Here is a 14,058-nt window from a genome sequence, read left to right on the forward strand (position 1 = left end):
CAATACATGAGATGATTGAAAAAATGGTGTACAAGTGTAGCGGTTACATAAATAGAGAAAATAAAATTTTAAACAGATGAAAGATACAATAGCCATTTTATGCGGTGGTGGTCCGGCTCCCGGAATTAACTCCGTGATTAGTTCGGTATCCATGGCCTTTCTTGATGCCGGTTACCGGGTTTTGGGTATTCATGAAGGATATAAAGGATTACTCGCGGAAGAACCTCAGGTTCAGGAAATCGACTTTAAATTTGCTGATGATATTCATAAAAGAGGCGGCTCGGCTTTAAAAATGAGCCGTTATAAACCCAAAGATAATGAATTTAGTACCCAATTTTTTGTGGATTTCAACGTAAAACTGTTGGTAACCATTGGTGGCGACGATACGGCCTCTACGGCCAACCGGCTGGGGAAATTCCTGCGTGAGCACGACGTGGATATTCAAAATATTCATGTTCCTAAAACAATTGACAATGACCTTCCGCTTCCTGACAATACCCCAACTTTCGGCTATCAATCAGCTAAACAAGAGGGAGTGCGTATTGCCCAGACGGTATATGAAGATGCCCGTACCAGTGGTAACTGGTTTGTTACAGCGGCCATGGGACGCGAAGCCGGCCACCTGGCGTTTGGAATTGGCGCTGCCAGTCATTTCCCCATGATCGTTATTCCGGAGATGTTTAATAAAGTGGAAGTGACTTTCGACCGGATTATTAAACTGATTATCTCGGCTATTGTAAAACGGAAACTCCTGGGAATTAACTATGGAGTAGCCATTGTGAGCGAAGGCGTTTTTCATTTTATGTCCGATGAAGAAATTAAAAATTCAGGAATCGACTTTACTTACGACGAACACGGACATCCGGAATTGGGGAACGTGAGTAAAGCCCATATTTTTAATGTTTTACTACAACGGCGGTTGAAAGAACTGGGACTGAAAGTGAAAAGTCGTCCGGTGGAACTGGGATACGAACTGCGTTGTGTACAGCCTACGGCTTTCGATTTGATGTATTGCGGTTTGCTGGGATACGGTGTGAAAAAACTTTTTGATGAAGGACGTACAGCCTGTATGGTTACCGCTTCGAACAGTGGTAAAATAGCTCCGTTGTACCTTGAAGATGTTTCCGATGAAACCGGCAAAGTGTTACCGAGACTGGTGGATATCAACGGAGAAAAACCGAAATTGATTTTCGAACACGGGTTACAGTTTATTGAACCGGGCGATTATGAAGAAGCCAAAATTTACCTGGAAAAACCGGAAGATTATGATTTCCGGAGAATTTTGGGATGGTAACCTGAAATTATGATGTTTTTTAAACGGCGTTCGCGAATTTTCCGGACGCCGTTTGTGTTATCTGTATTTTACTTGGAGATTAATGGTTGTCCAATCATCGCTTTTTACAGGAAGAGGGATGGCTTTTTTATTCCTTGATGATTTTAAATGATGATTTCTGATTAGCGAACAGAACTTCCCCGAAATAGATGCCGCTCGGAAACGGTAAGCTGATTTTTACTTCCGGGGGGTACAGCCCGGAAAAGGTTTTGATTAACCGTCCCTGCACATCTCTGATTTTTAATTGAAAAGGCCCCTGTTTTTTTTCGGTTTGCAGAACAAAATAATCGTGTGCCGGATTGGGATATATTTTCACACCGGCGGGCGTATGTGCCGGCCGGATGCCGGTAATATCCGTTGGGTAACAGGCTGAAGTAACCGTGTAGCCGTTCAGGGTGATTTGTACGGCATAATTTCCGGATGAGTCGGGGGTAAACGACTGGCTTGTGGCCCCGTTCACAGGATTGTACAGGTTGTTACAATCGCACCAGCGGTAATCGGCGCCGGACTGGTTGGCTGTCAGCGTGGAACCGGTTACGGTTACCGTGGTATCCACTGGAATTTTTTGTCTTACTTCCGTAGGATATCCCCGATAAACATCGTAAAATAATTCTCTGAAATCCAGATTGTTGAAAATGAAATAATCGCGCGACTGGTTTTGGAAACTGATCAGTTTGTTGTTGAGCTGATAGGCCGTGGCATCTTTCCCGCTGATGTACCGGTCCACCAGATTTCTGTATTGACTGTTGGCTGTTCCCTGGTAGTAACCGCCCAGCCGGTACTGGGTGCCTTCGGACGTGTATTGATAATCGGAACCAATGAGTTGTATCAGCCGGTTTTCCAGTTGCCGGGTGACTGTGTTGATGCTGTCGGCCAGTGCTTTCACCGTGTTGTTATCGGCGGTAATGCTTTTGTTCATCAGACTTCTGAGCTGCCCGTTGATGTCCTGAACCGAATTGGATTTGAAAGAATAACTGTCGTGATGCAGCCGTTCGCCGGGCCAAAGATAAATATTGAGTTTCGGATTTTTATAGAAAAACTGGGTTAAACCGGTTTTGTCGATGGTAACGGCATCGCCTGTCGTGCGAATGGAAAAAACGGCATTTTGCAGCGTGCCGTCCCAACCGGCATTTATTTTCAGATGAAGTAATACAGGATGTCCTTTTTGTACGGTTTTAACAGTGCTTGCATCGCTGAAATTGCCGCCGCCGGCCGAGCCTTCCAATACAAACTGCACGGTACTGGTTCCCTGCGAAGAAACATAAGCCAGTACGTCATAAACTCCGGGACCGTTGTTTTTTAATGCCAGTGTAACATCCTGCGAAAGGGTGAGGTGTCCGTCGGCAGTAGCCGGAAATTGAAGGAAATGGTTTTCGTTTTTCAGCTCTATCGTGTAATTTCCGCCGGTAACGGTCCATTTTTTCATGCCGTCTTCAAATCCGGGATTACTCAGCATGTTCCACCAGACAGAAGGCCCTTCGGTCATGATTTTCTGAAAGCCGGGATAAAGCCATTCGCCGGTTTTTCCGTTGTGGTTTCTGTCCATTTCGGCATCGAAAAGAGAAGTGGCGCCGTCGAAAAACATCAGGTAAGCCGACGGGATGCCCCGGTCGATGAAACGGCGGGTAACCTGATAGGCAATGGGGCGGGCTACCCACATTTCGTTATCTGTATTTTTGGCATTCCAGGCGCCGCTCCAAACCACCTGTTTGGTGGAATCCATGTATTCCCAGGCCTGTTCTACCAACCGGATGTTGTCGCGGGCATCGGGTTTTAAAACGTGAAAATCCCACATGAAATACCGGCCGGCCCCTTTAGGAACCGGGTTGTAAGCCTGTGTCATAAAATATTTTGTTCCGGGGCCGTACGGATTGGACGAAGCGTCAGCCGGCGGAATTTTGAAGTAGATGATAATCCGGTCGGGATTGGTTTTTCTGATTTCAGCCGTGATGGAATCGTAGTAGTCCATGATGCGGTGCGGGTCGCTGTTGTGTACGAGTGTCCAGGGTTCTACAAACAAATCGAAAATCAGCCGGTGGCTTTTGTTTTTAAAACGGTTGGCCACGTAACCCCACCAGGCAGCCATTTTGTGCAAATCGCCCGGATTGTCCTTTGTAAGTCCGTAAAAAGTCAGTACCACGCCGAGGTTTTTATTCAGCAAGTCGGTGATAATGGAATCGGTTTGATCCAGCAAGGCATCGTCGGCAGCGTCGTAAGGCGGACCGTCGGCAATGGCTTGCATCATGGGATTGTTGTCGCCCTGGTAGCGGATGCGGACACTCTGGTATCCGGCAGCGACCAGCGAATCGCCGTAAGCCGGCTTATAAGGTGCCGAAAATCCGATGTTTACGTTGCCGGCCTGCGGTTCCATCAGGATACCTTTTCCGAGCATGGAAACTGCCTGTGCCGGCGAAAGCGGCGGGTCGGGGGGTTGGGCCGACAAAGCCAAAACAAACAAACTGATAAAAACGGTCAATGCTGATTTTTTCATTTTATCCTGTTGGGTTTATGTGTCAAACGGAAGTTTCGTAAGGTTTAGTGCACTTGGTTTATTGCGTTGTACAATGCTTCGGCAAACAACCGGGCCCCTTTCGGGGTGAAATGTACCACATCCTTACTGCCTTTGGGTTTCATGTTTTCAGGACCTGTCAGGCTTTTTCCGTCAATCAGAAAAAGATTTTTATATCCTTTTTTTTGAAATTTTCTGACCACATCTGCTTCAGCCTGCCGGATTTCATTCAGCGAAACCGTTCCGTGTTTGGGTTGTTGCCGGTAGGTAAAAGTCGGGGTGATGCAGTAGATTTTGGCTTTAGGATGGTCTTTTAAAAGAATAGATAAAAGTTTGGTATAGCGCGGGATAATTTGTTTTTTGGGTGTGTAACCTTTGTTCCAGTCGTTGTAGCCCCATAAAATGGTGATCACGTCCACTTTTTTACCGGCAAGTTCCAGCGCAAAAGGCCACGATATTTTTGAACCGCCCACGGCCAGGTTATACAATTGCCATCCTTCTTTTTGTGCCAGTATCCAGGGCCAGGTTTGAAATCCGGCGGTTTGGCCGGTGCCCTGCGTAATGGAATTGCCGATGGCTACATACACCGGTTTGTCTTTCTGCGGTGCCGCGGCAAAATGACTTCCTTTATCCGTTTCTATTCCGTTGAAATTTACGCCGTAATAGGGCGGGAAGACAATTTCCCATACGGCTGTTTTCCCGTCAGGATTTTGGAAAGCAATACCGTTAAAAGCGGTGTCTTTTCGCGGAAGAACAGCAATCTGTTTATAAAGTTTTCCGTTCTTAAAAACACCAAAAACCGAATGCCGGTGGCTGGTTCCTTTGCGTGGCGAAAGCAGGATTTTGATGTTTTTGCTGTCGGAAACAAAAGAAAGCGTGACCCCCGACTGGGTAAAAGCATTTTTCGGATTGGCTTCGGTTTCGGGTATGTCGATAATTTTCTTTTCATGCCGGTTGATAATCATTTTGTTGTCCGTTTTTTTCAGGAAAAAAGCACCTTCAATCCGGATGCGGTTGTCGTTTGGCTTAATAAACTGTTTGGCATTTTGTGCCTGAAGGGGAAGACATGAAAAAAGTATCACGGATAAAAAAATCAGACTTCCTGTTTGTTTTAAAAGCTTCATTTCTTAAAATTTCATTTTTCCTATTTCACTGTCTTTGTATCCGATACGCGTTCCCATGGTGTAAAGGTATTTCCCTTTCGGAATCACCAACGGTTGGTCATACACCTTCCATCCGGCATTTAGCCCGGGTTTAAAATCTTTATCGCTGATGAGATAAGCAATGGAAGCCCCTTTGGTATCGCAGGAAAGAGTAACCATGCGGCCTTTTTTGGTGATGTGCACACGGTCGGTAACCGGCTGGATGCCTTTGGGCCACATTTGCAAAAACATCTCTTTTTCGGGGATGGAACCCATGTCGCCCACGCGGGCCTGCCAGTTGTCCATCGCTTTGCGCAATTCGGCGATTTTGGCTTTGTATTTCGGATCGTCAATCAGGTTGTGCAGTGTTTCCGGGTCGTTTTTGATGTCGTACAGTTCTTCGGGTACTTTTTGCAGCCGAAACCAGTAAAGCTGGTCTTTGTTCAGCCTGCCGAGTTGCATCAGCCGCAGCATGTCGCGCATCATGTCCATTTGTTTGCGGTATTTGATGTCTTTGTAGCACGGCAGGTTGGTGTGGTAGTTTCTGACGTACATGTAACGGTGGTCGCGTACCACACGGTTGCGGTCGGTGATGCCGTCGTAACGGTCGCCGGAAGCAAAGATGTATTTCCGTTCGGTTTTGGCACGCTGCGGGCCGAGAAAAGCCTGTCCCTGCATGTACGCCGGAATGGGAACGCCGGCAATGGATAATACGGTGGGGGCCAAATCGACAAACGAAATAAGTTCGCTCACATGGCCGTTTTTGATTTTACCGGGGCCGGGGCCGTATTTTTTCATGTATCGGGGCGGAATGCGTACGATGAACGGCACATGCAGTCCCGATTCGTAGTTCACGCGTTTGCCGCGGGGCAACGGGCCGCCGTGGTCGCTGAAAAAGAAGATGATGGTTTTGTCGTACAACCCGGCTTTTTTCAATGCCCGGATTTTTTCACCGATTTGTTTGTCCAGCACTTCGATGTTGGAATAATTCCGTGCAACATCCTGCCGTACAATGGAATCGTCCGGGAAATAGGACGGCAGCGGAACACTGTCCGGCGATACGGTTTGCGGTTTGTTTTTCCGTTTCCATATCTGCGATTCGTGTGTTACAAAATGGTTATAAACCGAAAAAAACGGCATGCCTTTGGGGGCGTGTTTCCATTCGGCTTTTTTGTTGTTTTCATCCCAGGCGGTAACCGGTGCGGCAAACTGATAGTCGGTTTTGTCGTTGTTGGTGCAGTAGTATCCCGCTTTGCGCAGATATTCAGGAAAACATTTTACGTAAGGCGGGATAACTGCCGAGTAAAGCGGTACTTTGTTGCCATTGATGTCCACGGCAATACTCGGACCCGAATAATCGCGTTTCCCCCACGAATGCACATCGTGCGCCGTGCGCATGTGCATGGTGCCGATGGAAGTGGGATACATGCCGGTAATGATGTCGGAACGGCTGGGGGCACAAACCGGTACCACGGCAAAAACATTGTCGAAAACAATTCCTTCTTTGGCCAGTTGATCCAGGTTGGGTGTGTGTGCGGTAGAATCACCGTACATGTCGAGATACGGACTGATGTCTTCGCAGGTAAGCCACAGAATGTTGGGGCGGTCGTCGTTTTTTTTCTGGGCCACCACCGGAAAGACCGTGAAAAATACAAAAACGAGCAGTAATAACTTTTTCATTTGTATAGCATTTTGTTTCTTTTCTGTTTTCTTTGGATATCTGTTCCGGCTGCATTGCAGCCGGAACAGGTTATCCGCGAACCTAATTTAACGTATGAGCTTTTTCTTTGTCTTTTCGTAAGCATGAATCTGTGTTTTCCAATCGTTTAGTTCTTTATCCAGTTTTTTCGCCAGCTCTTTTTTCCCTTGTACAAGGTTGTTGGTTTCGCCCGGGTCTTTTTTCAGATTGTACAGTTCCAGCCGGTGTTGCGGATAGTAATCAATGAGTTTGTAGTTCCCCACACGGATGGCCGAGCAGGTGTGGTCGCCGGTTTGGTTGGGACGTCCTTTGGGCGAATGCCAGAACAGGGTGCGGTCAACGGTTTTCCCGGTTTGCATAAAAGTTTTCATGCTTATCCCGTCGATGTGCTGGCGGGGTTTCAGCGGTAACCCGCACAAGTCGAGCAGGGTAGGGTAAATGTCGGTATTGACGGTTACCTGTTTGCAATGATGTTTCGGGGTTAGTACCGGGTCGTAAATAATAAACGGCACCTGAATACCGCCTTCGTAAACATGTCCTTTTCCGGCACGCAGCGGCAGGTTGGCCGTAGCCAGCTCGCGGTGACTGTTGATTCCGCGGTTCGACAGTCCGCCGTGGTCGGATGTGAAAACAATGATGGTGTTGTTTAAAATGCCTTCCTGTTTTAAAACGTTGATGATTTTACCGAGGCTTTTGTCCACGCTTTCGATCATGGCAGCATACACGTAGTTGTCCTGATGGGTTTTGGTTTGTCCGTCTTTCATTAAATAATCAGGACCGGAAAAATGTAGTGTGGACACTTTGGCTTTGTATTTTTGAATCAAAGCTTTGGGCGCCTGAAACGGAGTGTGGACACCGTAATGGCAAAGCATAGCAAAAAACGGCCGGTTTTTGTTTTCTTTGATAAACCGGATGGTTTCCTGTGTCAGCCGGTCGGTCAGATATTCACCGGGTTTCCCGTCATCGAGTCCGATAATGGGACGATGGTGTTTTTCGCCTTTTTTGTTTTTATCCTGGCTGACGTTGTAGGGATAAAAATAGGAAATGGGCGCGCCGGCACTGCAACCGCCTTTGTTGATATCGTACCCTTTGTATTGTGGCCAGTCGGTTTCTTTTTTGCCGAGATGCCATTTCCCGGCAAAAAAGGTGTGATAGCCGTTGTCTTTAAAAGCCTGCCCGATGGATGTATCGTTGGCAGCCAGGGCATCGCCGGGACCGGGAATCTGGTTGCGTGCCGGGAATTTTCCGGTCTGAATGGCATAGCGCGAAGGCGTGCAGCGCGGATGGCTGGCGTAGGCATGGTCAAATTCGATGCCTTCTTTGGCCAGCTTGTCGATATTCGGTGTTTCGTACAGTTTTGAACCGTGCGACGACAGGTCATAATATCCCAAATCGTCCACAACAAAAATCAGTACGTTCTTTTTTTGTGGTTTTTGGATGCCGGTTGCCTTGACAAAGAAAAGCATCAGCAGAATAATAGCAGTGGCAGTGGCAAAAGTTTTCCATACCAATTGAAAATCGGCCTTTTTCATCGTAGTTACTTACTTTAGTTTTCTCAGATTTATGTTATCCACATAGGAAAAACCTTTGTCGGTATTTCCCCATTTTTGAATAATGATTTTTACATTCGGATGGCTTCCGGTGGTAAACGGAACGCGGATTTCGGTGTATTGGGTTGCCCCTGTTCGTTTGGCAACGGGCTTGGAATTGCCGTCAACTTCAACTTTTACGGTTATCTTATCACCGGTATCATTTTTTACATAAGCCGTGAGTACGTAACGGGTATTGGGTTTCAGTCCTTTTACCTGTTGTTTGATTCCCGATTTGGGGCCCATGGCAATGCAGGTTTTTCCGGCAAAGGCATTGTCGGTATCTGTTTCGGTATCCCCCCATTTCAGCCAGTTTTTCATCCCGTTCTCAAATCCGCCGTTTTTGATAAATCCGCCATGAAAAGTGGTAGCAGATGTTTCCGGTACCGGAAATTCAAGTTTCAGATCATCAGGATGTTCCAGTATTTTCTGAAAAGCGTAATAAGCCGGTTTGGCCCGCAGCTCGTGGTCGAACATATAGCGGTGTCCGTTGTTATATTTGCCGTTGCCGTCCTTTAAACCCCATGTGTTGCAGGCTACAACCCCCGAATGGCGTTTGCTGAGCAGCACTTTTAAAATGTTGCCGTAAGCCATGGCTTGAATTTTTGCCGCTTTGTCGTTGTAAGGACCGGCTATTTTGTCGTCCAGCTCGGTAACATGAAATTCCATGCCGTGAGCGTGGGTCCAGTCAATAAGTTTGCCAAGATATTTCAAGGCTTTGGGGTCAAGTCCCACGTTATTATCCGGTTTCAGGTGAGCCTGCCAGCCGATGGCATCCACCCGGTATCCTTTTTTCTTCAGGTATAGCACCGTGGATTTTACTTTGTTCCATACCACCGGATCCATGGTCAGGTGCTGGTTATACACCAGCTTGATGTTCGGATCGGCATATTTTGTGGCAATTTCAAAAGCTTTTACAATGTAAATCGGGATGCCGTCTTTGTTCAGCCCGATTTTTAACCAGGGATTTTCCCACTGGTGGATTCCCGGTTTAGGGCCGAACCATTTTCCGCCTTTGTCCACGGTTTCGTTAACCACATCCATCCATTTAACCGTTTTGCTGCCCTGAAAATGCTTGCATTCGGCTGTCATGTATTCGGTCATGTTTTGTAACAGTTCGGCCGGTGTACGGTTGTCTTCTTTGGCCCAAGGTGAGCATTGCGGGCTTACCGGCCCGTGCAGGCGTACGACGATGTCGTTCTTTTGGGCAAAGCGGATTACCTTGTCGATTTTTTGCCAGTTCCATTTTCCGGGTTCGGGATGAACAGCATGTTGTTTTACAGCATTAGCCGGCGTGGTGTACGAAAATTGTTCAGCCAGCAGGCGACTTTTTAGGGTGCCGATGCTTTGATAATCGATGGTGGCCCCGATATACACTGTGCCGGGTTTGAAATTTTTTGCTACCAGCTGACGCAAAGCCGGGCCTTTGGGCTTGCCCGGAATTTCGCCGGCGGTAACCGTTAAAGTGCCGGCATTTGCGGCAGCCTGTCCTTTCAGTACCTGGCTGTCCAAAAAGCGGTGAAGCGTATCCTGCAGCTTTTTCAGTACATCGGCATATTTTTTGTTTTTTGCCAGATTACGGGTTTCCAGCGGATCTTCCACATAATCATACAGTTCGGTAGCGATGGGGCGGATGCCTTTTCGCGGCTGTGTGCTTTTGTACGATTCGTACCATTCGGTGTAACGATAGCGCCGGGTGCGGATGGAATAACCCATGCCGCCTTTGCCGCCGCGGGTGGGCCATTGCGAGATAGCAAAATCGCGTTTCGGCTTTTCCCCGTTCATCAAAGGAATCAAACTGAATCCCTGAACGGCTTTATCGGGTTTTACCCCGGCCAGCCGGCAAACGGTAGGGAAAATGTCCAGCGATTCTACCGGAATGGCTGTTTTTCCGGGTTTTATCTCCGGCGAATAGATGATCAGCGGCAGCCGGGTAGCCTGTTCAAAATTGGTATGTTTGGTCCATAGGTTGTGGTCGCCAAGATGCCAGCCGTGGTCGCCCCACAGTACGATGATGGTATTTTTATCCAGACCGGTTTCTTTCAGTTTGTCCATGAGTTTTCCTATCTGGGCATCCACATACGAAGCACAGGCGTAGTATCCGTGAATCAGATGGCGTTGTTTGGCGGTTTCTAACAGTCCGTCTTTGGGATACACCGGCGGGATGTCGGTGTATGAACGTAATTCGGGGCTGTGATGATAGGCCAGTGCCGGTCCGCCTTTCGAATGCTTTTGAAATTTGGCCAGCGGTACCTTTTTTTCGTCATACATATTCCAGTATTTGGCGGGGGCCACAAAGGGCAGGTGTGGTTTTTTGAATCCCACCATCAGCATAAACGGCTTTTTTTCTTTGGCAAACTGATCCAGCTTGTTCAGCGCTTCCCGGGCAATTACCCCGTCGAGATAAATGTCGTCGGGACCGTCCACTTTTTCGGTGGAAGGTTTGTAGTTTTTTCTGACGAAGTTGGCTAACTTTTTTCCTTTCAGTCCTTTGGCTTTGCCTAAGTCTTCGTAAAACCGGATCTTGGCTTCGTGTTCGGGCGAACGGTAATAACCCAGAAGCGGCCGCGAAACCGTCCAGGGTAAATGAGCCGGCTGTACGTACGGAATGGTCCACGAGCGGCTGTCGTGACCGTGATCGACGCTGCGCGGGTCGAAAACTTTACCAATGCCGTAAGTGATGTATCCGTTTTCTTTAAAGAGCTGCGGCAATGTGATCACGTTGGGATTTTTGGCTCTGATTTTGGTGTGCAGATTCCATACTTTGGTACGGTCGGGACGCAGCCCGGTGAGCATGCTGGCACGCGACGGGGCACAGACGGCCTGTTCGGTATAGGCCTGTTGAAAAAGAAATCCTTCTTTTGCCAGCCGGTCGATGTTCGGGGTTTTGGCAAATTTGTCGCCATAAGCGCCAATGGTGGGCTTCAGGTCATCCACAGCAATAAAAAGTACGTTCAGTTTTTGCGGCTTGTTTTGCGAGAATAGTGAAAAAGGCAGCATCAGTGCCCATAAAGAGATGTAAATCAGTTTCCGTTTCATGCGTTTCTTGTTTAAATATAATTTCTACGGGAAAGTATCCGACAGAAAAAGTTCTTTAAGATTATTTATGCGGCCTTTTATCAGACATTTCCCGGGCCGTAATTATTCCTTGTTTTTCTGTTTTTTTATTGGGTAAATGGCACTTTTGGGGATTTTTATCTGTACGTGGCCGGATAAAAATCCGTGGTTTACCAAAAAGTTGTCTGCCTGTTGTAATGTTTCGTAGTAATAACGATTTTTTGTGCCGGGGGGATAGCCCATTTTTTTGGCATAACCAAAATTGAAAAAAGTGTGTTCGCCGCCCGGATAAATTTTTACGGTGCAGTCGTTTCCTGCTTTTTTCATTTTTTCTTCAAACCGCAATGCCGTGGGTTTGGGCAATACTTTGTCTTTGTCGCCCACCATGACCAACACCGGCGGAAGTCCCGGCCGGATGTTGTCAATGGGCGAAAATGCCTGCCACGACAGGCGGTAAGGTTTTATTTCGTTCACAATTCGTTGGTGTCCGTATCCGTTTTTGCTGACATCGAGTACCGGGTTGAATAGCAACAAAGCATCGGGACGGAAATCTGCCGGCGGAATATTTTGGTTAATCGTAGTATCCAGTGCTGTCATGATGGCGAGATGTCCGCCTGCCGAGCCGCCGCCGGCTACAATTTTATCCGGATTAATATGGAAAGCCGCGGCATGTTTTCGTACCCATGCCATGGCACTTTCGGCATCTCGCACCGCTTCCACAATGGTGGTGTGGTTTTTATTGCGTAACCGGTATTCAGGACAAAATACGGTCATTCCCCTGTTGGCGAAATAACGGGCATGCCGGTACATGTAAGCCGGCTTTCCGTTGTTCCATCCCCCGCCGTGAAACAATACCAGTGCCGATTTTTCCGGATTCTGATGTTTCGGTAAAAAGATGAATATTTTTAAAGCCACCGGTCCGGCTTTTTTATAAACGATGGCCGTATCGGGGGCAAAAGCCGGTTTCTGGGCCTGCAACCCGGCAGCCCACATCAGAAAAACGAAAAACAGAAATTTGTTCCGGATATTCATTGTCTTTTTTTGTTGCATCAGAAAATCAAAAAAGTAACAGGGCGACTATTCCCTGTTACTTTTGATGGAAAAGTGTTATGCTAATTCAGTTTTCCAAAATCTTTATCGGTAATTTCCCTGAACTGCTGCAGGCTTCCGGTGTCTTTCACCTGCTTCATCAGTGCTTTCAGTTGCTTTTTCATCTTCGCGATAATGTCAGCATATTGTGGATCGTTGATCGCGTTATGCAGTTCGTCGGGATCTTTTTTCAGATCATAAAATTCCCATACGTCAATGTCGTAATAGAAATGGGCGATTTTATACCGTTTGGTGCGCATGCCGTAATGCGGTTCCACATGGTGCCACCACGGGAATTCGTAGTAATGATAATATACTGCTTTACGCCACGGAACGTTCTTTTTTCCTTCGATGATATCTTTGAAACTGCGTCCCTGAACCCCTGCGTTGGCGGGTGGCTTGATGCCTGCAAAATCGAGGAAGGTGGGGGCGAAGTCCACATTTGAAATCAGCGTGCTGTCCACCTGTCCGGCTTTCAGTTTGGCGGGATAACGCATCAGGAATGGCATACGGAACGACGGTTCGTAGATAAAACGTTTGTCGAAAAAGCCGTGGTCGCCGAGATAAAATCCCTGGTCGGAAGTATAAACCACAATGGTGTTTTTAGCCAGTCCGTTTTTGTCCAGAAAGTTAAGTACGTCACCCACTTTGTCGTCCACCGATTTTACGCAGGCCAGGTAATCTTTGATAAACCGCTGGTATTTCCATTTACGGGCTTCCTGTTCGGTTTTACATCCGGGGGGCATCCAGTCTTGACCGGGTTTGTTGCCGTACGAATACCATTCGTGCAGTGCTTTGCCTTTCAGTCCTTTGGGTGGTTTGAGCTTCATGTCTTTATGATTCAGGAAGTCCATGGTCATCCAGGTGTTGCCTGCTGTTTTTTCGCGGGTTTTGTAGTTGTCGTTAAATGTGGGCGGATAAGGCATTTCCACATTCGGATACATGTTTTGGTATTTTTTGTCCGGGAACCAGTTACGGTGCGGTGCTTTAAAGTGCAATAAAAGCAGGAACGGTTTTTTGCCGTCTTTTACACGGTTGAGCCAGGCCAGAGCCGAGTCGGCTGTGATGTTGGTGGCGTAACCTTTGATGACCACTTTTTTACCGTTGTAGTTGTACAGCGGGTTCCAGTAGGTTCCCTGCTGGCCGGGATTATCATGATACATGAAAAAATCAAAGCCACGGGGAACGGTGCCGAGATGCCATTTTCCGAACATGGCAGTGGTATAACCGTGTTTCTGCATTTCCTGCGGATAGGTCCACTGGTTGGGATCAAAATGGCCGCCGTGTTCGTTTTTGTAATAATGATTCTCGTTGCTGTATTTTCCGGTGATGATGGTAGCCCGGCTGGGACCGCAAAGCGAGTTGGCACAATACACCCGGTCGAAACGGATTCCTTCTTTGGCAATCCGGTCGATGTTGGGGGTCGGAAAATATTTGGCGTAACGCTTGTTGTAAGCGCTGATTGCCTGTGTGGTGTGGTCGTCGGCCATGATGTAAATGATGTTGGGCCGGCTGTCTTTTGCCTGAGCTTTTTTTGCCGTTGTGGAATGACACGAAGTCATCAGTACCGAAAAGGAAAACAAGGCGGCAGAAGCCAACAGGAAAGAAAAAATAATTTGTTTTGTTCTTTTCATTTTTAT

General features: G+C 47.5%; 8 protein-coding genes. 1 reads left to right on the plus strand and 7 read right to left on the minus strand.

Going from position 1 to position 14,058, the window contains the following annotated elements:
- Positions 1-76 precede the first annotated feature (76 nt).
- Positions 77-1,294, plus strand: coding sequence for a 6-phosphofructokinase (locus tag LA303_RS05285; protein ID WP_240526880.1), 1,218 nt, complete (start codon positions 77-79; stop codon positions 1,292-1,294).
- Positions 1,295-1,421: 127 nt separating this feature from the next.
- Here the strand turns inward: LA303_RS05285 and LA303_RS05290 are convergent, their stop codons facing one another.
- The 7 genes from LA303_RS05290 to LA303_RS05320 form a co-directional block, all read right to left on the minus strand.
- A complete protein-coding gene (locus LA303_RS05290; RefSeq protein ID WP_240526881.1) occupies positions 1,422-3,824 on the minus strand; it encodes a T9SS type A sorting domain-containing protein in 2,403 nt (800 codons plus the stop codon).
- 44 nt (positions 3,825-3,868) lie between these two features.
- Positions 3,869-4,966, minus strand: coding sequence for an SGNH/GDSL hydrolase family protein (locus LA303_RS05295; RefSeq protein ID WP_240526882.1), 1,098 nt, complete (start codon positions 4,964-4,966; stop codon positions 3,869-3,871).
- 3 nt (positions 4,967-4,969) lie between these two features.
- Positions 4,970-6,664 carry a sulfatase family protein gene (locus tag LA303_RS05300; RefSeq protein WP_240526883.1) on the minus strand — a complete coding sequence of 565 codons (1,695 nt, stop codon included), beginning with the start codon at positions 6,662-6,664 and terminating at the stop codon, positions 4,970-4,972.
- 87 nt (positions 6,665-6,751) lie between these two features.
- The gene (locus LA303_RS05305) at positions 6,752-8,215 is read right to left on the minus strand and encodes a sulfatase (RefSeq protein ID WP_240526884.1); all 1,464 of its coding nucleotides are present in this window, start codon (positions 8,213-8,215) and stop codon (positions 6,752-6,754) included.
- 9 nt (positions 8,216-8,224) lie between these two features.
- Positions 8,225-11,311 carry a sulfatase-like hydrolase/transferase gene (locus LA303_RS05310; protein ID WP_240526885.1) on the minus strand — a complete coding sequence of 1,029 codons (3,087 nt, stop codon included), beginning with the start codon at positions 11,309-11,311 and terminating at the stop codon, positions 8,225-8,227.
- A 102-nt stretch (positions 11,312-11,413) separates the two neighbouring features.
- Entirely contained in the window at positions 11,414-12,361 is a 948-nt protein-coding gene (locus tag LA303_RS05315) for an alpha/beta hydrolase (protein ID WP_240526886.1), read from the minus strand.
- 80 nt (positions 12,362-12,441) lie between these two features.
- Positions 12,442-14,052 carry a sulfatase family protein gene (locus LA303_RS05320; RefSeq protein ID WP_240526887.1) on the minus strand — a complete coding sequence of 537 codons (1,611 nt, stop codon included), beginning with the start codon at positions 14,050-14,052 and terminating at the stop codon, positions 12,442-12,444.
- Between the last annotated feature and the right edge of the window lie 6 nt (positions 14,053-14,058).

Origin of the sequence: Candidatus Sulfidibacterium hydrothermale (genome assembly GCF_020149915.1) — a bacterium.
GTDB classification, from domain to species: Bacteria; Bacteroidota; Bacteroidia; order Bacteroidales; family F082; genus Sulfidibacterium; species Sulfidibacterium hydrothermale.

Excerpts from the sequence above, each read along its gene's own strand:
- LA303_RS05285 (WP_240526880.1), top strand. The coding sequence starts at position 77 with ATGAAAGATACAATAGCCATTTTATGCGGTGGTGGTCCGGCTCCCGGA.
- LA303_RS05290 (WP_240526881.1), bottom strand. The coding sequence starts at position 3,824 with ATGAAAAAATCAGCATTGACCGTTTTTATCAGTTTGTTTGTTTTGGCT.
- LA303_RS05295 (WP_240526882.1), bottom strand. The coding sequence starts at position 4,966 with ATGAAGCTTTTAAAACAAACAGGAAGTCTGATTTTTTTATCCGTGATA.
- LA303_RS05300 (WP_240526883.1), bottom strand. The coding sequence starts at position 6,664 with ATGAAAAAGTTATTACTGCTCGTTTTTGTATTTTTCACGGTCTTTCCG.
- LA303_RS05305 (WP_240526884.1), bottom strand. The coding sequence starts at position 8,215 with ATGAAAAAGGCCGATTTTCAATTGGTATGGAAAACTTTTGCCACTGCC.
- LA303_RS05310 (WP_240526885.1), bottom strand. The coding sequence starts at position 11,311 with ATGAAACGGAAACTGATTTACATCTCTTTATGGGCACTGATGCTGCCT.
- LA303_RS05315 (WP_240526886.1), bottom strand. The coding sequence starts at position 12,361 with ATGAATATCCGGAACAAATTTCTGTTTTTCGTTTTTCTGATGTGGGCT.
- LA303_RS05320 (WP_240526887.1), bottom strand. The coding sequence starts at position 14,052 with ATGAAAAGAACAAAACAAATTATTTTTTCTTTCCTGTTGGCTTCTGCC.